This window comes from Paraburkholderia sp. RL17-368-BIF-A (genome assembly GCF_046054045.1).
Classification (GTDB): Bacteria; Pseudomonadota; Gammaproteobacteria; order Burkholderiales; family Burkholderiaceae; genus Paraburkholderia; species Paraburkholderia graminis.
Map to the genome: position 1 here is coordinate 118,764 of NZ_JARESN010000005.1, position 20,293 is coordinate 139,056.

19 protein-coding genes and 1 tRNA gene are annotated in these 20,293 nt (G+C 63.5%); 3 read left to right on the top strand and 17 right to left on the bottom strand.

Going from position 1 to position 20,293, the window contains the following annotated elements; genetic code table 11:
* The first annotated feature begins 16 nt into the window (after nt 1-16).
* Complete coding sequence (pabB, locus tag P0D87_RS11025; RefSeq protein ID WP_053858953.1) at nt 17-1,909, top strand: aminodeoxychorismate synthase component I; 1,893 nt, start codon at nt 17-19, stop codon at nt 1,907-1,909.
* Nucleotides 1,910-1,955: 46 nt separating this feature from the next.
* On the opposite strand, the gene panB is transcribed toward pabB, so the two are convergent.
* The 7 genes from panB to P0D87_RS11060 all read right to left on the bottom strand — a co-directional run bounded on the left by panB (nt 1,956) and on the right by P0D87_RS11060 (nt 8,262).
* A complete protein-coding gene (gene panB, locus P0D87_RS11030; RefSeq protein WP_053857537.1) occupies nt 1,956-2,771 on the bottom strand; it encodes a 3-methyl-2-oxobutanoate hydroxymethyltransferase in 816 nt (271 codons plus the stop codon).
* Nucleotides 2,772-2,804: 33 nt separating this feature from the next.
* The gene (locus tag P0D87_RS11035) at nt 2,805-3,485 is read right to left on the bottom strand and encodes a deoxynucleoside kinase (protein ID WP_053857538.1); all 681 of its coding nucleotides are present in this window, start codon (nt 3,483-3,485) and stop codon (nt 2,805-2,807) included.
* Complete coding sequence (gene folK, locus P0D87_RS11040; RefSeq protein ID WP_006047876.1) at nt 3,482-4,015, bottom strand: 2-amino-4-hydroxy-6-hydroxymethyldihydropteridine diphosphokinase; 534 nt, start codon at nt 4,013-4,015, stop codon at nt 3,482-3,484. The genes P0D87_RS11035 and folK overlap by 4 nt, the downstream gene beginning before the upstream one ends.
* A 78-nt stretch (nt 4,016-4,093) precedes the next feature.
* Complete coding sequence (gene pcnB, locus P0D87_RS11045) at nt 4,094-5,695, bottom strand: polynucleotide adenylyltransferase PcnB (protein ID WP_006047875.1); 1,602 nt, start codon at nt 5,693-5,695, stop codon at nt 4,094-4,096.
* Complete coding sequence (locus tag P0D87_RS11050) at nt 5,692-6,378, bottom strand: histidinol-phosphatase (RefSeq protein WP_006047874.1); 687 nt, start codon at nt 6,376-6,378, stop codon at nt 5,692-5,694. Before P0D87_RS11050 ends, pcnB begins: the two co-directional genes overlap by 4 nt.
* Nucleotides 6,371-7,114 (bottom strand): DnaA regulatory inactivator Hda, encoded by a 744-nt coding sequence (gene hda / locus P0D87_RS11055; RefSeq protein ID WP_029970417.1) that lies wholly within the window; start codon nt 7,112-7,114, stop codon nt 6,371-6,373. The genes P0D87_RS11050 and hda overlap by 8 nt, the downstream gene beginning before the upstream one ends.
* Nucleotides 7,115-7,185: 71 nt before the next feature.
* On the bottom strand, nt 7,186-8,262 hold the full coding sequence (locus P0D87_RS11060; RefSeq protein ID WP_006047872.1) for an AI-2E family transporter: 1,077 nt from the start codon (nt 8,260-8,262) through the stop codon (nt 7,186-7,188).
* A 150-nt stretch (nt 8,263-8,412) separates the two neighbouring features.
* Here P0D87_RS11060 and purM point away from each other — a divergent pair, with 150 nt between their 5' ends.
* On the top strand, nt 8,413-9,480 hold the full coding sequence (gene purM, locus P0D87_RS11065; RefSeq protein WP_006047871.1) for a phosphoribosylformylglycinamidine cyclo-ligase: 1,068 nt from the start codon (nt 8,413-8,415) through the stop codon (nt 9,478-9,480).
* Nucleotides 9,481-9,632: 152 nt separating this feature from the next.
* Here purM and miaA read toward each other — a convergent pair whose 3' ends face one another.
* Together miaA and mutL are read right to left on the bottom strand one after the other, a co-directional pair.
* Entirely contained in the window at nt 9,633-10,580 is a 948-nt protein-coding gene (gene miaA / locus P0D87_RS11070; protein WP_053857539.1) for a tRNA (adenosine(37)-N6)-dimethylallyltransferase MiaA, read from the bottom strand.
* Nucleotides 10,581-11,118: 538 nt separating this feature from the next.
* Nucleotides 11,119-13,242: a DNA mismatch repair endonuclease MutL gene (gene mutL / locus P0D87_RS11075; protein ID WP_053857541.1), complete on the bottom strand. Its 2,124-nt coding sequence runs from the start codon at nt 13,240-13,242 to the stop codon at nt 11,119-11,121.
* A gap of 193 nt (nt 13,243-13,435) precedes the next feature.
* On the opposite strand from mutL, the gene P0D87_RS11080 reads away from it, so the two are divergent.
* Nucleotides 13,436-14,101: a VTT domain-containing protein gene (locus P0D87_RS11080; RefSeq protein ID WP_006047867.1), complete on the top strand. Its 666-nt coding sequence runs from the start codon at nt 13,436-13,438 to the stop codon at nt 14,099-14,101.
* A gap of 115 nt (nt 14,102-14,216) precedes the next feature.
* On the opposite strand, the gene P0D87_RS11085 is transcribed toward P0D87_RS11080, so the two are convergent.
* From P0D87_RS11085 to tolQ, 8 genes are all read right to left on the bottom strand, one after another.
* On the bottom strand, nt 14,217-14,591 hold the full coding sequence (locus P0D87_RS11085) for a hypothetical protein (protein ID WP_006047866.1): 375 nt from the start codon (nt 14,589-14,591) through the stop codon (nt 14,217-14,219).
* Nucleotides 14,592-14,931: 340 nt separating this feature from the next.
* Nucleotides 14,932-15,007 (bottom strand) — tRNA-Lys (locus P0D87_RS11090).
* Between the two features lie 278 nt (nt 15,008-15,285).
* On the bottom strand, nt 15,286-16,035 hold the full coding sequence (gene ybgF / locus P0D87_RS11095) for a tol-pal system protein YbgF (RefSeq protein ID WP_029970412.1): 750 nt from the start codon (nt 16,033-16,035) through the stop codon (nt 15,286-15,288).
* A gap of 19 nt (nt 16,036-16,054) precedes the next feature.
* Nucleotides 16,055-16,564, bottom strand: a complete 510-nt coding sequence (pal, locus tag P0D87_RS11100; RefSeq protein ID WP_006047864.1) for a peptidoglycan-associated lipoprotein Pal — start codon at nt 16,562-16,564, stop codon at nt 16,055-16,057.
* A 43-nt stretch (nt 16,565-16,607) separates the two neighbouring features.
* On the bottom strand, nt 16,608-17,900 hold the full coding sequence (tolB, locus tag P0D87_RS11105) for a Tol-Pal system beta propeller repeat protein TolB (RefSeq protein ID WP_006047863.1): 1,293 nt from the start codon (nt 17,898-17,900) through the stop codon (nt 16,608-16,610).
* 135 nt (nt 17,901-18,035) lie between these two features.
* Nucleotides 18,036-19,049, bottom strand: a complete 1,014-nt coding sequence (gene tolA / locus P0D87_RS11110) for a cell envelope integrity protein TolA (protein WP_029970411.1) — start codon at nt 19,047-19,049, stop codon at nt 18,036-18,038.
* Complete coding sequence (gene tolR / locus P0D87_RS11115) at nt 19,046-19,492, bottom strand: protein TolR (protein WP_053857542.1); 447 nt, start codon at nt 19,490-19,492, stop codon at nt 19,046-19,048. Before tolR ends, tolA begins: the two co-directional genes overlap by 4 nt.
* A 10-nt stretch (nt 19,493-19,502) precedes the next feature.
* On the bottom strand, nt 19,503-20,180 hold the full coding sequence (gene tolQ, locus P0D87_RS11120) for a protein TolQ (protein ID WP_006047860.1): 678 nt from the start codon (nt 20,178-20,180) through the stop codon (nt 19,503-19,505).
* Nucleotides 20,181-20,293: the final 113 nt, after the last annotated feature.

The window sequence follows — 20,293 nt, forward strand, 5'->3', positions numbered from 1 at the left end:
GAGGTTGGCGGTCAGCATGACGGCAGATGAGCGCGGCGCAGTGTTTGCATTGCTCGATGATTGCGACGCGTCGGCGGCGCGCCGCTCAAGCCGTCTGTACACGCGCTTCGTGCATGAGCGCGTGTGCGCGAACGCCACGCAGCTCGAAGCCGTGTGCGAGGCCGCGGCAGCGGACGCGCGGCTCGGTCTGCATGCCGTCGTACTCGCCGACTATGAATTCGGCCGGCATCTTCTCGACGGGGAATCGGGTCCGTCGTTCAAAACGCAGCATGGCGATGCCACGCTGCGTTTTTTATTGTTCGAACGTTGCGAAAAACTTTCGCGCGATGAAGTCGACGCGTGGCTCGTGAACGAAGACGGCGGTCTTGCTGAGCCGTCGGTGGCGGGCACGGCGAACGTGCGCGAGAGCGTCGAGCCCGAGGAGTTCAACGCGGCGATCGGCGCGATTCACAGCGCGCTGCACGCCGGCGATTCGTATCAGGTCAACTACACATACCGTCTTGGCTTCGACGTGTTCGGCTCGCCCGTCGCGCTGTATCGGCGGTTGAGGGCGCGGCAGCCGGTCCGCTACGGCGCGTTGATCGCACTGCCGGGCGGCGCCTGGGTGCTGTCGTGTTCGCCCGAGCTGTTCGTTGAGAAGCAGGGCGCTACGTTGCGCGCCCGTCCGATGAAAGGCACGGCGCCGCGCTCTGACGATCCGGCAACGGATCGCGGCGCCGCTGAATTCCTTGGCAGCGATCCGAAGAATCGCGCCGAGAACGTGATGATCGTCGATCTGTTGCGCAACGATTTGTCGCGTGTCGCGCAGACGGGCTCGGTCAAGGTGCCGGCGCTCTTTTCGGTCGAGCCATATGCGTCGGTCTGGCAGATGACGTCGACGGTAGAAGCCGCTTTGCGGCCCGGCACGTCGTTCGCCGGCATACTGCGCGCGCTGTTCCCGTGCGGCTCGATCACCGGCGCGCCGAAGCATCGCACGATGCAGTTGATCGACGAACTCGAGAGCACGCCGCGCGGACTCTATACCGGCGCGATCGGCTGGCTGGACGCGGCCGCGTCGGAACCGGCGGGCTCGACTGAAAATGCGTGCGGCGACTTCTGCATGTCGGTCGCCATTCGAACGCTGACGTTGAAGCCGTCGGCGCAAGCAGGCTCGTTGCGCGGCACGATGGGCATCGGCGCGGGCATCGTGCTCGACAGCGTCGCCGAGGACGAATACGCGGAGTGTCGATTGAAAGCGCGCTTTCTGACCGGCGCTGAGCCGGGATTCGAACTGTTCGAAACCATGCACGCGACGCGCGAAGATGGGGTGCGTTATCTGTCGCGCCATCTCGCGAGACTCTCGGCAAGTGCCGCGGCGTTGGGCTTTCCATTCGATGCCGAAGCCGTGCGCGCACAGATTGCGGAACAATGCGCGGCGTTGCCTGCAAAGACTGCGCATCGCATGCGTCTCGCACTAGCCAAGAATGGCGCAACGCAGATCACGGCGGCGATCCTGACGCCGTTGGCCGACTCGACGGTCGGCGTGCTGCTCGCAACAGATCACGGCTTCGCGACGATGCAAGCTGGCGATCCGCTGTTGCACCACAAGACCACGCGCCGCGCCGAGTATGACCGCGGCTGGCGCGAAGCCGAGGCGAAAGGCGCGTTCGACACGCTGTTCTTCAACGAACGAGGCGAGTTGACGGAAGGCGGGCGGTCGAACGTATTTGTGAAGCTGGCTGGCAAGTGGTGGACGCCGCCGCTCGAGTCGGGCGTGTTGCCGGGCGTGATGCGAAGCGTGCTGCTCGAGGACGACGCGAGCTTGCAGGCGGCCGAAAGAGTGCTGAGGCAGGCGGATGTGTTGAACGCCGAAGCGCTGATGATCTGCAATGCGCTGCGCGGAGCGCTGCCGGCGCGGGTTATCCGTTAGAACGGTGCGAAGGGCCAAGCGCCAGCCCGCACCGCCACCCAAACCCTCAAAACGTATGCTCAGGCCCAGGAAACGCCCCATCCTTCACCGCACGCACATAGGCTTCAACCGCCGCGAGAATACTCGGCTGGCCCTGCATGAAATCCTTCACGAAGCGCGGGCGCTTGCCGGGAAAAATCCCCAGCATGTCATGCAACACCAGCACCTGACCTGAGCAATCGAGCCCGGCGCCGATGCCGATCGTCGGAATACGCAACTGCTTCGTGACTTCGCTTGCGAGCAGCGTCGGAATGGCTTCCATCACGATGAGCTGCGCGCCCGCCGCTTGCATCGCGAGTGAATCGCGCAGCAACTGGTTCGCGCCTTCCTCGGTCTTGCCTTGCACCTTGAAGCCGCCGAACGCATGCACCGACTGCGGCGTCAGTCCAACATGCGCGCACACCGGAATCGAGCGCTCGACCAGAAAGCGCACCGTGTCGGCAAGCCACTCGCCGCCTTCCAGCTTCACCATCTGCGCGCCGGCGCGCATCAGTTCGACGGAGCTTCGGTACGCCTGTTCCGCCGTACCGTACGTGCCGAACGGCAAGTCGGCGACGATCAACGCCGACGGCCGCGCACGCGCCACACTGGCCGTGTGATACGCAATATCGGCGAGCGACACCGGCAGCGTCGTGGTCTGCCCTTGCAGCACGTTGCCGAGCGAATCGCCGATCAGCAAAACGTCGACGCCCGCGCGATCGAGCAGCGCCGCAAAGCTCGCGTCGTAACAGGTGAGCATGGCGATTTTCTCGCCCGCATCGCGCATTGCCTGCAGTTTCGGCACGGTGATCGCGTTCCGGCTCGCTTCCTGCAAATAGGTCATGGGTCGATCCGTTGAAAGAGGGGCGCGCGTCGCTTAAAGCGACGTGCCTTTGACAAAGAATTCCTTGCGTCCGCGCATGGTTTCGATGCGTTCGGCGAGCAGCGCAAGGTCCGCGTCGGAGTCGAGCGGATTCAGATGTTCGGCGTTGACCGTCAGCACCGGCGTGCGGTCGTAGTGATAGAAGAACTCGTTATACGCGTCGCAGAGCGCATGCAGATAGGCGTCGGAAATCTGCAATTCCATAGGCACCGCGCGCTTCTGGATGCGCGAGAACAGCACCTCGGGACTCGCCTGCAAATACACGACGAAGTCCGGCGCCGGCGCGCTCACTTCGAGGCGCGCGGCGAGCGCGCGGTACAAATGCCACTCGTCTTCCTGCAGCGTGAGGCGCGCGAAGATGTCGTTCTTCTGCGTCATGAAATCGGCGATGAGCGGCGTGCCGGCCAGTTGTACCGCGTTCACGTCCTGCGCCTGCTGCGCGCGTTGCAACGCGAAATGCAATTGCGCGGGCAACGCATAACGCGTGGTGTCGCGATAAAAGCGTTCGAGGAAGGGATTGTCTTCGGGCCGCTCGAACAATTCCTGCATCGACCAGCGTTGCGCGAGACGCCGCGCGAGCGATGTCTTGCCGACGCCGATCGGCCCTTCGATCGCAAGATAGCCGAACGGAGGCCGCAATTGCGGCGCGGTGACGGTGAGTGGCGGTGAATTCATTCGCAGCGGCCTTTGCCGGCGTTGAGTGCGTTGAGCGTCGGGCACTGGCAAGGCCCTTTGACCTTCTCGATGCGTTGTTCGCGCACGCCGTCGAGCAGCGCGTCAGCGCGGCCATGCCGCGGAATGATCAGCGCGGCGTCGATCTCGACGAGCGGAACCAGCGCAAACGCGCGTTCGACAAGACGGGGATGCGGAACGATCAGATCGGCTTCGTCGATGGATTGATCGCCGAAGAGCAGGATGTCCAGATCGAGCGTGCGCGGTGCATTGCGAAAGGGCCGTTCACGGCCGAACTGATGCTCGATCTTGTGGCACAGCGCAAGCAGATGCCGCACGGGGAGCGTCGTGTCGATCTTCACGACACAGTTGAAATAGTCGTCACCGCCCGCGTCGATCGGGGCAGTGCGATACAGGCTCGACTTGGCGAGCACGGTGATGGTGTGCTGTTGTGCGAGGCACACCACCGCGTCTTTCAGGGTCTGGCGCGCGTCCCCGAGATTCGCGCCGAGGCCGAGATAAGCAACCGTCATGGCATAACTTCCTGCAACTATCGTTCGACGGCTTCAGCCGACGCTGCATGAACCAGCGCTGCGTTAGCGAACGCTGCTTCAGTCTTCGTGCGGGCTGTCGTGGCCCGCTTCGGCGTCTGTGCGTTCGGCTGGCGTGCCGCCCTCCATTCCGTCGCCCGGTTTGCGGTTTCTGGCGCCACCGCCGCGCCGCCGTCGTTTTCTGGGGCTTCGGTCCTTCCCGCCTTGCGTGAGCAATGCCTCACGCGCCGCGATGTCTCCTTCGATGAACTCCGTCCACCACGCTCCGACCGACTCGTCGAGTTCGCCCGATTCGCAGCGCAACAGGAGGAAATCATACCCCGCTCTAAATCTTTGGTGTTCCAGCAGCTTCAGCGCGCTTCTTCCCGAACGTTTTTCGAGGCGCAACTGCAAGCCCCAGATCTCGCGCATATCGGACGAAAAACGCTTGTGGATAGCGAGTTTCTCGGTCTGCATGTCGAGCACTTCGTCCATCGCGCGATGCAGCGCGGGCACCGGATACTCGCCGTTCGCTTCGAATTTCTGCCAGCGCTGCTGTACGTCGTGCCACAAAAGTGTTGCAAACAGAAAACCCGGCGACACTGGCTTGCCGGCGCGCACGCGTGCGTCGGTATTGTTGAGCGCGAGCGTGATGAATTTTTCGCCGGTCGGCTGCTCGAGCACGACGTCGAGCAAGGGCAACAGTCCGTGATGCAGACCTTCCTGGCGCAAGCGCTTCAGACAGGCGAGCGCGTGTCCGGACAGCATGAGCTTCAGCATCTCGTCGAAGAGACGCGCGGCCGGCACGTTGTTGATCAGATCGGCCATTTTCGCGATCGGGTCGCGCGTCGCGTCTTCGATCTCGAAGTCGAGCTTGGCCGCGAAACGCACGACGCGCAGCATGCGCACCGGATCTTCGCGATAACGCGTGGCCGGATCGCCGATCATGCGCAACAGACGCGCGCGCACGTCGGCCATGCCGTTGTGATAATCCAGCACGGTCTCCGTGGCCGGATCGTAGTACATCGCGTTGATCGTGAAGTCGCGGCGCGTGGCGTCTTCGTGCTGCTCGCCCCACACGTTGTCGCGCAGCACGCGGCCGCTCGCGTCCACCGCGTGCGTGCGGCGATCGAGCTCGTCGCGCTTCAGGCGCCGCGGCGGCGCAGCGTCAGCGGCGGGCGGATCGACCAGCGCGCGGAACGTCGACGTTTCGATGATTTCCTGGCCGAACTGCACATGCACGATCTGAAACCGGCGGCCGATGATGCGCGCACGGCGAAACAGCTTCTGCACCTGCTCGGGCGTGGCGTCGGTCGCGACGTCGAAATCTTTCGGCTTGATGCCGAGCAGCAGATCGCGCACCGCACCGCCGACGATAAACGCCCGGTGCCCCGCCTGCTGAAGCCCTTCGGTCACGCGAATCGCGTTGCGCGAGATCAGCGTGGGGTCGATGCCGTGCACGTCGTGCGGAATGATGACCGGCACGTCGGGGTCCGGCACCTGTGGTTTGGTGGACGCGCCGCCGCGAGCCGGCTTGCGGCGCGCGCGGCCCGCGCCCGCGGCGCCTTGTGCATGGTGTGCCGGTGCGCTGCCGGTTTCGTCTGCGTCGGCTTCAGCCGGCAGCGTGTCGTCGGCGGATGCTGTGTCCTGGCCGAATAGCTTGCGAATGAGTTTTTTGATCACTGGGGTTGAAAGAGTTCGAGGATGCGCCAGCCCTTGGCTTGTGCATGAGCACGCAATGTGTCGTCCGGATTGGTCGCGATTGGGTCGGTGACCTTTTCGAGCAGCGGAATGTCGTTGTGCGAATCGCTGTAGAAATAGCTGTGCTCGAAGTCGCTCCAGCTTTTGCCGAGCGATGCGAGCCATGCCTCGGTGCGCACGATCTTGCCTTCCTTGTAGCTCGGCGTGCCGGTGGGGCGGCCCGTGTAGGCCGAATGCGGCTGGCCGTCGACGGTTTCCGCTTCGCAGGCGATCAGCGTGTCCACGCCGAACGCGCTCGCGATGGGACGGGTGATGAATTCGTTGGTGGCCGTGACCACGCAGCACAGGTCGCCCGCTTCGCGGTGCCGCTTGACCAGTTCGACCGCCGCCGGAAGGATGGCCGGCGTGATCACTTCATGCATGTACTGCGCGTGAAAGTCCGCGAGTTGCGCGCGCGTGTATTTGGCGAGCGGCGTGAGCATGGCGATCAGATACGCGTGAATGTCGAGCTTGCCGGCCTTGTAGTCGGCGTAAAAGCGGTCGTTGTCACGGGCGAAATTTTCGGCGTCGACCATGCCGTGTTTCACCATGAAGCGGCCCCATTCGTGGTCGCTGTCGGTGGGAATGAGCGTGTGGTCGAGGTCGAAGAGTGCGAGATTAGCCATGGGGGTCTATTTTACTTGAAGCGGCGGACGACGCGGCGGGGCCGTCCTGGCCGGGCGAAGCCAGCATCGTGCGCAACAGCGGCAGCGTGACCGCGCGCTTCTGTTCGAGCGAGAAGCGGTCGAGCGCGTCGAGCAGCGCCATCAGGCTCGGCATGTCGCGGCGAAAGTGCGTGAGCAGATAGGCGGGCACGTCGTCGGCGAGCATGATGCCGCGCTCGCGGGCCGCGTGCTTCAGCACGGCGGCTTTGCCTTCGTCGGGCAAGGGCGCGAGATGGAACACGAGGCCCCAGCCGAGCCGCGTGCGCAGATCTTCGCGCACTGTCATGCCGATCGGCGGCGCGTTGCCGGTGGCGACGAGCGCGCTGGTCGGATGCGCGCGCACTTCGTTGAAGAGATTGAACACGGCGACCTGCTGCGCGGCGGAGAGGCCGTCGCAATCGTCGATTGCATACAGCGCGACGCGCGGATCGAAACTGAACGCGGCGAGGCTGCTTTGCGGACCGGCGAAGCGCGCATGCCCGCGCGGCGCTTCATGCACGAGTGCTTGCAGCAGATGTGTGCGGCCGCTGCCCGCTTCGCCCCAGATGTAGAACGTGCGATCGGCGACCGGCCCGGCGGCGAGCGCGCTATCGAGCTCACGCAGGCGCGTGACCAGCTCGGCGTTCGCGCCGGCGAAAAAATTGTCGAATGTCGATGGCGGCGGCGTGCCGAGATCGAGCGTCAGTTGACGAAGCACAGTAGGTTAATGCCGAAAGTAAGGCTGAAGCCGCGAAGTGTCCCGCTGAGCCGGGACGCCGGAGCAGAACATCAATTGTTATAGAGCGTGCTTTGCAGATAGCTTTGCCGCAACTCGCGCATCGCCACCGACAGAATCGCGCTGACCGGCAGCGCGAGCAGCACGCCGAAAAAGCCGAACAACTGCCCGAACGCGAGCAGCGCGAAGATAACCGCGAGCGGGTGCAGGCCGATTCGCTCGCCGACGAGACGCGGCGTGAGATAAAAGCTTTCCACGATCTGCCCGACGCCGTAAATCAGCGCGACCGCGCCGAAGCCGTACCAGTTGCCGAACTGCAGCAGCGCCGCGAGCAGCGCAAGCGCAAGACCGGTCGCGAAGCCGATATACGGAATGAACACGGCGAGCCCCGTGAAAATGCCCACGGGCAACGCAATCTCGAAGCCGGCGATGCTGAGCGCGGCCGCGTAGAACACGGCGAGCACGCCCATCACGAGCAACTGGCCGCGCAGGTATTGCGACAGCATCTGATCCATGTCGCGCGCGAGTTGCAGCGTCTTGTCGAGCCAGCGCCGCGGCACCACGCTCTGCATGCGCAGCAGCATGCGGTTCCAGTCGTAAAGCAGATAGAACAGCACGAGCGGCACCATCACGAGATTGCCGACCACGGTCATCATGACGTTGCCGCTCGTCACGATCGACGTCCACGCATAGCGCGCGACCGTCTGCGCACTGCCTTCGAGCTGGCCCATCACCATGTCGCGCACGCTCGCGAAGTCGAGCGAATCGGCGAGGCCGAGCATCGCAAGCTTGGGTTGCAGCCACGCATTCACATGCGCGAAGAGCTGCGGCACCTGCTGCCGCAACTGCGGCCCTTCCTTCTGGATGACGGCGAACACGAGCAGCACCAGCAGCGTCATCAGCAACGTGAAAAGCAGCATCATCAGCAAGGCGGCGAGTGCGCGCGGCACGCGCCGGCGCACCATCCACGCGACGCCGGGCTGCAGGATGTAGGCGAGAATCGCGCCGAGCAGAAAGGGCGTGAGAACCGGACTCAGCAGCCACAGCAGAATGCCGACGCCGAGCGCAATAGCGAGCCAGATGAAGGCGCGGCGCTGCACCGGAGTCAGTATCGAGGAATTCTGTTGCAAAGTTGTTTCCCTGGTGTCGTCGGAACCGGATGATCAAATTCCAGCCAGCCGGCCGGCAACTCTCTATGGGACCGGAGTAAGCGCTGAAGCGCCAACTCTCGATCGGCATCGGGTAAAATCGCATTTTACCGACCTTCGAGCGCTCCCCCCATGAATCAACCGAAATCCGCCCCGAATTCCACTGATTCGGCCCAAGGTCTGTCGTATCGGGACGCTGGCGTGGACATCGACGCGGGCGACGCTCTTGTCGACGCAATCAAGCCCTTTGCCAAAAAGACGATGCGCGACGGCGTGCTGGGCGGCATCGGCGGATTCGGCGCGCTGTTCGAGGTGCCGAAGCGGTACAAGGAACCCGTGCTCGTGTCGGGCACGGACGGCGTGGGCACGAAGCTGCGCCTCGCGTTTCAGTTGAACAAGCACGACACCGTGGGCCAGGATCTGGTCGCGATGAGCGTGAACGACATTCTCGTGCAAGGCGCCGAGCCGCTCTTTTTCCTCGACTACTTCGCGTGCGGCAAGCTCGACGTCGGCACGGCGGCGACCGTGGTCAAGGGCATCGCTTACGGTTGTGAACTGGCGGGCTGCGCGCTGATCGGCGGCGAAACCGCTGAAATGCCGGGCATGTATCCCGATGGCGAATACGATCTGGCCGGCTTCGCGGTCGGCGCGGTCGAAAAGAGCAAGATTATCGACGGCAGCACGATCGCCCCCGGCGACGTGGTGCTGGGGCTCGCTTCGAGCGGCATCCACTCGAATGGTTTTTCGCTCGTGCGCAAGATCATCGAGCGCGCGCAGCCCGATCTGAACGCGGATTTCGACGGCCGTTCGCTCGCCGACGCGTTGATGGCGCCCACGCATATCTACGTGAAGCCGCTCCTCGCGCTGATGCAGCAGATCGCCGTGAAGGGCATGGCGCACATCACGGGCGGCGGGCTCGTCGAAAACATTCCGCGCGTTTTGCGCGAAGGTCTGACGGCCGAACTCGATCATCGCGGCTGGCCGCTGCCGCCGCTGTTCTCGTGGCTGCAAAAGCACGGCGGCGTCGCGGACGCGGAAATGCATCGCGTGTTCAATTGCGGGATCGGCATGGCAGTCGTCGTGTCCGCTGCGGACGCGGATGCCGCGATCGGTCTGTTGTCGGCGGCCGGCGAGCAGGTCTGGAAGATCGGCGTGATTCGCGAAAGCGCTGCGGGTGAAGCGCAGACGGTTGTGGTTTAAAAGGTCGGTGGTTCGCGCGGCGTTGCGATGGATTGCGCCGCGCGGGCTGTGATTTGCCGGCTTGCGTTTGCCGGTTTGCTTTCGCCGGTTTGCTTTCACGCTTTTCGCGCCTCACGGCGTTGCTTCATATCCCGCGCTTTGCGCTTGACGCTTTACGTCAACGCTTCAATCACCTCTAGCACGCGCGCCGTTGCTTCTCGATCGCAGCAGTCCACCACCACCCGCTCGTCCATGCTGCGCAGCCATGTGAGCTGCCGCTTGCACAATTGCCGCGTCGCGAACACGCCTTTGTCGCGCATGGTTGCATAGTCGACCGCGCCGTCCAGATATTCCCAGACTTGCCGGTAGCCGACGCAACGCATCGACGGCATCTCGGGCGACAGATCGCCGCGTTCCCTCAGCTTCACCACTTCATCGACGAAACCGTTTTCCAGCATCGCGTCGAAACGCCGCTCGATGCGCGCGTGCAGCACGCTCCGGTCGGAAGGCTCGAGCGCGATCGGCACGAAGCGCCAATCGGCCGCGGCATCGTCGGTGCGCGCGGGCGCGGCCAGCAGCGTCGACATCGCCTCGCCGGTCAGCATGAATACTTCGAGCGCGCGCTGGATGCGCTGCGAGTCGTTGGGTGCGAGGCGCGCGGCTGTCGCGGGATCGACGGCGGCGAGGCGCGCATGCAGCGCCGGCCAGCCGTCGCGCGCGGCGTCGGCGTCCAGTTGCGCGCGCACGTTGGCGTCGGCGGCGGGCAAGTCGTTGAGCCCTTGCGTGAGCGCCTTGTAGTACAGCATCGTTCCGCCCACCAGCAGCGGCAACCGGCCGCGCGCGTGGATCTCGGCTGTGAGGCGCAGCGCGTCGGCGCGAAATTCGGCGGCTGAGTAGGCGTTGGCCGGGTCGACGATATCGATCAGATGATGCGGCGCGATCGCGCGTTCTTCGGCGGTCGGCTTTGCGGTGCCGATGTCCATCTGACGATAGACGAGCGCGGAATCGACGCTGATGATTTCGATCGGGCGCTGGGCGGCCAGTGCTAGCGCGGCCGCGGTCTTGCCGGAGGCGGTCGGGCCGAGTAGGCAGGGGATGGGCGTGGGGGGGCGGGCGGTCATGGGTGGGCCGGCGGGCGGCAATCGGGGGCTGGGGGTGTGGAGGGCGTTGCGTGCGTGGAGCGCATCAGGTGCGTTGCGGGCGTCGGGAGCATCGAGGGCGCCAAAGGCATGAAGGGCGTTAAGCGCATCGAGCGCATCAGCCGCATTGAGAACATCAGGCGCATTGAGAACATCAGGCGCATCGAAGGCATCAGGCGCATCGAACGCATCAGGCGCATCGAAGGCATCGAGCGCGTCGCGGGCATCAAGAGCATCGAGGGGTTGAGGCGCATCGAGAACTTCGCGGGCGTCACGCGCATCAAGACCGTCGAGCGGACCAAGCGCACAAAGCACATCGAGCGCATCAAGAGCATGAGGCGCATCGGGAACATCGCGGGCGTCGCGTGCATCAAGGCCATCGAGCGGACCAAGCGTACAAAGCACATCGAGCACATCAGGCGCATCGACAACATCAGGCGCATCGACAACATCGACAACATCGCGGGCGTCGCGCGCGTCAAGACCATCGAGCCCACCACGCGCACCAAACCCCCCACCGTCACTGCCCGCGCATGAACAGCCGATCGAGATCGGACAGCGTCAATTGATACCACGTCGGACGCCCGTGATTGCATTGATCGGCGCGTTCGGTCGCCTCCATCTGCCGCAGCAGCGCGTTCATTTCATCGAGCGTCAGACGCCGGTTCGCGCGCACCGCGTGATGGCATGCGAGCGTGCCGAGCAGTTCGTGCTGACGCTCGGTCAACACACGCGAGCCGCCGTACGCGTGCAGATCGGACAGCACCGCGCGCGCCAGCGCCTGCAAATCGGCGTCTTTCAGCAGCGCCGGCACTGCACGGATGGCGAGCGTGGTCGGCGACAGCACGGCGAGATCGAAGCCGAGTGCATCGAGCGTGTCGCGCTCTTCATCGACGGTGCCGATTTCGACCGCATCGGCCTGCATCGTCTGCGGAATCAGCAGCGGCTGCACGGCGATCGTGCGATCGGCCAGCGCATTCTTGAACTGCTCGTACAGAATGCGCTCGTGCGCGGCGTGCATATCGACGATTACGAGCCCGTGCGCATTGTGCGCGAGCACATAGATGCCGTGGATCTGGCCGAGCGCGAAGCCAAGCGGCTGGTCGTCCGCGGGATTGAAGGTGGGCGAGGCATAGGACGCCGACGTGTTATACGGCGACGCGCCTTCGGCGGCGGAATCGCGTGCTTCGAAAAGCGTCGCGCCTTGCTGCGCGACCCCGCTGTTGTCCTTGCGGCCGAACAGCGCGTCGTAGAAAGCGAGCGGCTGCGCGACGGGCAGCGTGCCCTGCGTCATGCGCGACTGGCGCATCCAGGTATTGCCGGGCTGCGACGCGTTGAAGCCGCTGCTCGCCGGGCCGCTCGACGAGTTCCCACCGAAGCCGCCCGCACCGGTTGCGGCTGACGCTGACGCGCCAAACCCCGCCCCGCTAATGGGCGACGCGCCAGACGGCGACGTGCCAAAGGACGACGCCCCAAACGCCGGGGTCCCCAACGAAACCCCTCCGCCCGCCGACGCCTGCAAATGCGCCGCATGCCCGCCCGCCGTCGTTTCGGGCGACGCGCCCGCATGACGCGCCAACGCCCGCTGAACCGCGTGAAAAACGAACTGATGAATCGAGCGCGAATCACGGAAGCGCACTTCGATCTTCGACGGATGCACGTTCACATCGACCGCTTCGGGCGGCAGATCGAGAAACAGCACATACGACGGATAACGATCGCCGTGCAGCACGTCTTCATAAGCGGCGCGCACCGCGTGCGTGAGCAGCTTGTCGCGCACGAAACGGCCGTTGACGAAGAAGTACTGCTGATCCGAGCGCCCGCGGCTTGCGGTCGGCAGACCCGCGCAACCGTAGACGGCGAGCGGGCCGGCCGACTCGTCGAGCGGCAGATGAGCGGTCGCGAAAGTTTCGCCGAGTATCTTCGCGACCCGCACCGGCGGTTCACTCGCGTTCCAATGCTCGACCGCCTTGCCGTTATGCAGCACCGAAATCGCGACGTCCGGACGCGCCAGCGCGGCGCGTCGAATCTGCTCGAGACAATGCCCGAGTTCGGTCTGTTCGCTCTTCAGGAATTTGCGGCGCGCCGGCGTGTTGAAGTACAGCTCGCGCACTTCGATCGTGGTGCCTTGCGTGCCTGCGGCGGGGCTCAGCACACCCGTTTGCGCATCGACGCGCATCGCGTGCGGCGCATCGGCCGTGCGGCTCGTGATCGTCATTTGCGCGACCGACGCAATCGACGCGAGCGCCTCGCCGCGAAATCCGAGCGTGGCCACTGCCTCGAGTTCGGCGAGCGAGCGGATCTTGCTGGTCGCGTGGCGCATCAACGCGAGCGCCAGTTCGTTCTCGGGAATGCCGCAGCCGTCGTCGGTAATCGAAATACGTTTGACGCCGCCTTCATCGAGCATGATGCGCAACGTCTGCGCGCCTGCGTCGAGCGCGTTTTCCAGCAACTCCTTCACGACCGATGCCGGCCGCTCGACCACCTCGCCGGCGGCAATCTGGCTGATAAGCTGATCGGGCAGCGGCTGGATCGCGCGCAGCGGCCGCGGCGCGGGCGTGCCCGGCGCACTCGGCGTGCTCGGTATGCTGGCAGCAGCGGCGGATGCGTCGGCGCGGGCGGGCGTTTCGGGGAATTCGGACATGGCGAAATTATAGCGATTCGGCGCGGCCGTCCTGGAATGGCGTAAACGTGCCGGAGATTTTCCAGGATCGACCGGGCACTTTCTGTATCATGACGCGGTCAATTTGCGGGGTCGGCGCCGCTTGCCGCGATCGCCAGTACAACTCCGCCGGATTTTCCCGCCACGCTCATTTTCGCTTGATAAAGGACGCTTTTTGGACACGCTGCTACATCTCGCCAACCTCGTGCTGCACATCGACAAGTTCCTTGGGGAATTCATCCACGTGTACGGCGCCTGGGTCTATGCGGTCCTTTTCCTGATCGTGTTCTGCGAAACGGGGCTTGTGATTCTGCCGTTTCTGCCGGGCGATTCGTTGCTGTTCATCGGCGGCGCGTTTTGCGCGGCTGGGCAGATGAATCTCGGTTTGCTGATTCTGCTGCTGTTCGTCGCGGCAACGACCGGCAATACCGTCAACTACATGATCGGACGATCGATCGGTCCCAAGGTTTTCAACTCGCGCATTCCCATGCTCGAGCGTTTCCTGGATCGGCGCGCGCTGCAGAAAACGCACGACTTCTATGAAAAGCACGGCGGCAAGACGATCGTGCTCGCGCGCTTCATTCCGGTGGTGCGCACGTTTGCGCCGTTTGTCGCCGGTGCGTCGGAGATGACGGTCAGCCGGTTTCAGCTTTTCAATATCGCCGGTGCGCTGTTCTGGGTGTTGCTGCTCGTACTGCTCGGCTATTTCTTCGGCAACATTCCGTTCATCCGCCAATACCTGAATGTGATCGTGCTGGTCGGCATTGGCGCGGCGATTGTGCCGGTCGTGCTCGGCGCGCTGTGGAAGATGACGCGCAAGAACGCGTCGAAGCCGAGCTAAACCGGCATCGCTCGGATAGCCCGCTAAGGTTTCTGCATGAACAAAACGGCGTCGCGATTTTTCGCGACGCCGTTTTTATTTTGCGGGACCGCCGACACGTTAAGGACGCGGCGGTTCACATCGGCAAATGAGATTCCGTGTACGGCGATGTCGGGATGACGAGCGCTTTGTCCGCGCTTGCTTTCGCGAGCACGTTGCGACGGCTGCGACTGCTCCAGACAAACGCGGCAACGACAGCGAGCGCGTACGCCGCGCTACGCGTAAAAAACGCCGTCGACGTGCTGAACTGGCCATAACGGGTTCGGGCGTCCGCGAACACGAGAAAGGTGAGGGCCGCGTCGAGCAGCACCGCGGCGAACACGAGCGCGGCAAAGACGCGCGAACCGTTTAGCGCAGCGCCCGGTATCAGACGATTACACAGATGGCATGCAACCAGCACGATTGCCAGCAACGCAAGATTCGAGGCGAGATCGAACAGAAAATTGGTCATATCGATGGAATGAAAGCGCCGCACGTTGCGGTGTTGCGAGAGCGTCTGCCTGCGCTGCTTGACAGCGGCTGAGTCAGACTGCGGCGATCATTGCACGTCTTTATGTCTCAATAAATGTTCACGTTCGGAGTCCGTAGCGTTGTCGGAATGTGCGAAGTTGCGTTGGTGAACGGGCGTGGGATGCTGTGGAAAAGTACAGAGAGTTGAGCGGAGGCTTCTGCTTTTTGGGCTTTGCTTGGGCTTGGGTTCGGGCTTGGGCGTTTCTGGAGCGAGCAGAGAAACTGCGACGCAAAAAAGAAAAGGGCTTACGACGCTGACGCGTGTAAGCCCTTGAATCTTTTGGTAGGCCGTACGGGATTCGAACCTGTGACCAACGGATTAAAAGTCCGCTGCTCTACCAGCTGAGCTAACGACCCAAAAGAGAAGCGAAATTATATCGACGGCCCGAAGGGGCTGTCAACCCATTCCGCGCATCCGCCAATGACTGTGCGAAGCAATCCGGATAGTGAAAAGCCCGGGCTTCCGATGTGGAGACCCGGGCTTTCCAGCGAGAGGCGCGCGTGACTATCTTTCTGACACTTTGCAGACACTGCGCGTTACAGCCGACGACTCAAGCGACAACTCAAGCAACGACTCAAGCAAAAACTCAACCGCTCAACGATCAACTACACCAAGGCGACGACAACCAAACCGCCTACTTGATCTGCGACAGCTTGCTCTGTGCGGACTGTGCGACGTCCGAGCCGCCGTATTGCGCGACGATCTGCTCAAGCGTCTTCTTGGCCGCAGCCTTCTGGCCTTGCTCGAGCTGATTGTTCGCAATCGCGAGCAACGCCTCCGGCGCCCGCGGATGCTGCGGATAGTTCTTCACGACACCCTGCCAGGTCGCCGTCGAGCCCTTGTAATCGCGCAGCGCATACAGCGCGTTGCCGAGCCAGTACTGCGCGGTCGGCTGATAGGGGCTGCTCGGAAACTTGGCGATGAAGCTACGGAACGACGCCGCCGCGTTCTTGAAGTCGCCGTTGCGGAACTGCTGTGAGGCCGCATTGAACGCATCGGTTTCGCCCGGCTGAACTTCGCCCTGGACACCATCGACCGTTTGCTGCTGCGGCTCGAATTTCTTCAGGCGCGTGTCAAGGTCGGTGTAGTAGTCCTTCTGCTGTTTTTGCAGCGTGGCGAGCTGATTGCCCATGTCCTCGTTCTGCCCGCGCAGCGTCGCGACCTGCTGATTCAACTGGTCGAGACGGTTGGACTGATCGAGGATCGTGCGCTGCGCTGCCGACAACTGGCTCGACAGACTATCGGTCTTCGCCCGCAGATCGAGAATGGCCTGGCGGGCCTGATCGTCGTCGAAGATGCCGGCGTGCGCCGGCACAGCCGTAAAGACCGTGCCCGCGACGCAGGCCGCTGCGGCAAATCGCAGCCAGGAGAAACGATGCGTCATTCGGCTCATCACCCGTTACTTACTGTTGGTACACGAGGTCGGCGCGGCGGTTCTGTGCCCACGACGATTCGTCATGACCCGTGGCTTGCGGCTTTTCCTTGCCGAGGCTCACGGCTTCCATTTGCGAGTCCGTCACGCCCATCAGCGACAGCGAACGGCGCACAGCTTCAGCACGCTTCTGGCCGAGTGCCAGGTTGTACTCGCTCGTGCCGCGCTCGTCGGTATTGCCCTGGATCAGCACGTGGCGTTGCGGATGGCTCTTCAGGTACTGCGAGTGTTGCTGGAGCAGCGACTGATAGTCGTCCTTCACCGAGTAGCTGTCGAAGTCGAAGTAAATGCTGCGCTTCGCGAGCGGGCTGTTCGGGTCGTTCAACGGATCGACGTTCACTTGCGCGACATCGTTCGGGTTCGGCTGCGTCGAGACTGCGCCGCCCTTGTTAGCGTTTTCGTCGAGCTTGACGCCCGAGTGACACGCGGCCAATGCGCCGACCATGAGGACTGCAAATGCGAAGCGAAGTTTGGACATCATTTTGTACTCTCCTTGTGTTATTGCATCAGTTATTGCGTCAACGTTATTGCATGAAAGGGCCCCAGGACGGCTCGCGTACGCTGCCTCCCTGCACTGACAGGACCTGCCGGGTGCGACCGTCGGTCGAAACCGCGGCCAATACGCCACGGCCGTTCACCTGAGTGGCGTAAAGAATGTACTGACCGTTCGCCGCGAAGCTCGGCGATTCGTCATGTGTCGTGTCCGTCAGGCCCGTGGCGGTTCCGCCTTGCAGGTCCTGGATATACAGCTTGAAGCCGCCGCCGACGCGCGAAATATACGCGAGTTGCTTGCCGTCCGGGCTCACGCGCGGGCTCGTGTTGTAGCTGCCGGTGAACGTGACGCGCTGTGCGCCGCCGGCGCTTTCGCCTTGCGCCGACATCTTGTAGATCTGCGGTTGGCCGCCGCGGTCGCTCGTGAAGTAGATCGACTGGCCGTCGGGCGAGAAGGTCGGCTCGGTGTCGATCGAGCTGCCCTGTGTGAGACGGCGCAGGCCGCTGCCGTCCGCATTGACCGCGAAGATCTGCGTGTTGCCCGTGCGCGAGAGCGCGACGGCGAGCGTGCGGCCGTCCGGCGACCACGCGGGCGCGCTGTTATTGCCCTTCTGATCGGACACGACGATGCGGCGGCCCGTAGGCAGATCGTGAATATAGACGATCGGCTTCTTCTTCTCGAACGAAACGTAAGCGACCTTGGTGCCGTCAGGCGACCATGCCGGCGAGATGATCGGCTCGGGGCTCGACAGCGCGATGTGCGCGTCCTGGCCGTCCGAATCCGAAATCTGCAACTGATAGCGGTTGCCGCTCTTGATGACATACGACAGCCGCGTGGCGAACGCGCCGCGGCCGCCCATCAGCTTGGCGTAGATGTAGTCGGCCACTTTATGCGCGCTCATGCGCAGGCCGCTTTCCGGGCTCACCAGCACGAGGCCGCCGAGACTTTCGCCCTTGACCGTGTCGTACAGCTTGAAGCGCACTTCGTACTGGCCGTTCGGCAGGCGGTTCACGCTGCCGGCCACGAACGCATTCGCGCCCTTCGCCTTCCAGCTTCCGAGATCGACGGAAGCCGTTTCGGGAACGGGCGCAGAACCCGCGTCGATGTTGGTGAATTTGCCACTGCGCTGCAGGTCCTGACGCACGATGGTGCTGACCTGCTGCGGCGAGTTCGCTTCATTGGCGAAGTTCGCCGTTGCGATCGGAAACTGGGTGGACCCGACGCCCGTGACGAGCACGTTGAGTTGCGCGTTCGCGGCGCCGCCGGCGGCGATCAGGCACGACGCTACAAGTGTCCGCAGGCCTAGCTTGGTCATCAAACTCATGCTGTATGGATTCCCCAAAAACGGTTTTACTAAAGCTTCGCGACAGCAGACAGACCGAAAAAGAACTATTTCGTTCCCGAGCGCGCCGCGCCGAAAGGGGCGCGGAGCCTGCTGTCACCCACTGTGGGGCCGCCGTCAACCGGCCGGCCGCAACGTGATCCTGAAACTCCCCGGCGTTTTTCCGTCGATGTCCTGAGGCATCGGATCGGAACGCTGAACGGCTCGCAGCGCGGCATCGTCCCACGCCGCATTGCCGCTGCTGTGCGCGATCGTCGCGCTCAACAGCGTGCCGGTCGGCGAGCAACGAACGGCGATCACGGTCTCGAGACCCTCGGTCTCGCCACCCCACGAAATGTTCGGCCGCACCACGCGCCGAACCTTGTCCGCATAACCGGGCGATGTCGCATTGCCGCCCGAGCCGCTGCCCGTGCCGCTCTTGCCGAGGCCATTGCCGGTCGAGCCCGGAGGCCCTGCCATGCCCTGCATTTGCGCGAGGCGCGCGCGACGTTCGGCGTCGAGTTTCTTCGCCTGCGCCGCGGCTTCGGCTTGCGCCTTTGCCTTGGCCGCTTTTTGCGCATCAGCCTTCTTCTGCGCTTCGGCTTCGGCCTGTTTCTGCTGTTCGTCCTGCTGTTCTTTCAGTTGCTGCTTTTTCTGCTCGGCCAGTTGCTGTTGCTTGAGCTTGTCCGCCTGTTGCTGCTGTTGCAGTTGTTTCTGCTTCGCCGCCGCGGCCTTCTGCGCAGCCAGTTGCGCCGCCTGTTCGGCCGCGAGTTGCTGCTCGCGCTTCGCCTCGGCTTCCTGCTGAGCCTGGAGCTTCTGCTGACGCTGCTGTTCCGCGAGTTGCGCCTCGCGCGCCGCTTCCTGCTGCTTGCGCTTCTTTTCCTGCAACGCGATGTCGGCCTGTTCGTCGGGCACCGGCGGAGCAGGCGCAACAGGTACGGGCGGCGGCGTGACCGGGCGCGGAATCACGCTGTCCGGCACCTCGGTCCACAGTTCCGCTTCGGCACCTTCGGGCGTGCTGTTTTGCCACTGGATGCCGTGATACAGGAAGAACCCGAGCAGCGCATGCATCACCAGCGCGAACGCAAAGGCTCGCCCGGTGCCGCGTTCACGCGGTGGCTGGAGCGGATAGTCGGTGTTCTTACGGATCATTGCGATTTGACGAGCAATCCAACGCGTTTGACGCCGCGAGCCTTGAGCTCCGACATCACATTCATCACGACTTCATACTTCACGGTCTTGTCGGCGGCGATCACGACAGGCTGATCGGGATGCGACTGCGCGCGGTCAGCGATGAAGCCGTTAAGCCCGGCTTTCGTCATGTCCTCCTGCTGCTGCGCGCCCGAGTCGTCCTTGTACTTGACGCTCATGTTGCCGTCCGCGCGAATGTTGACGATCACGGGCGGCGTTTGCTGCTGCGGCGCGGCGCCGCCGACTGTCGGCAGATTGACGATGGACGGCGCGACGAGCGGCGCGGTCACCATGAAGATGACGAGCAGCACGAGCATCACGTCGATATACGGCACGACGTTGATGTCGGACATCGCGCGGCGCGAGCGGCCGCCGCGCATGCTGGAGGAGCGAGAGCCTGCCATCGTGGACTCCTTAGTGCGCCTGGCGCTGCAAGATGTTCGAGAACTCTTCGATGAAGGTCTCGAAGCGGATCGCCAGACGGTCGATGTCGTGCGCGTAGCGGTTATACGCGACCACCGCGGGAATCGCGGCAAAGAGGCCGATCGCGGTGGCGGTCAATGCCTCGGCGATGCCCGGCGCGACGTTCGCAAGCGTGGCCTGCTGCACGTTGGCGAGTCCGCGAAACGCATTCATGATCCCCCAGACGGTGCCGAACAGACCGATATACGGGCTGACCGAACCGACCGACGCGAGAAACGCGAGGTTGGCCTCGAGCACGTCCATTTCACGCTGGAACGCGGCACGCATTGCACGGCGCGCGCCGTCGAGAATCGCGCCCGGGTCGTTCAGGCGTTTCTCCTTGCCCTTGAGAAATTCGCGCATGCCGGATTCGAAAATTCGCTCTAGCGCGCCGATGGTGTGACGGTTATTCGCGGCACTTTGATACAGCGCCTGCAGGTCGCCGCCCGACCAGAAATCGCGTTCGAAACGCTCAGTTTGCGCGCGCGCCCGGCGGATCGCAAACCACTTGCGGAAGATGAAAGTCCACGACAACAGCGACAGCAGCAGCAGGAGGGCCATGACGGCCTGCGCCAGCAGGCTCGCATTGAGTACGAGAGAAACGATCGACAGATCTTGTGTAGTGTTCATAAAGGTTCGTTTTATCGTCCCGAAAGGGGGCGTCCGGCTTTGCAAGGCCACACGAAGCTTGCCGTGAGCAAAACGGAAGCTTCGGCGGTGACGCAAGCCGAACCATGCTTGGT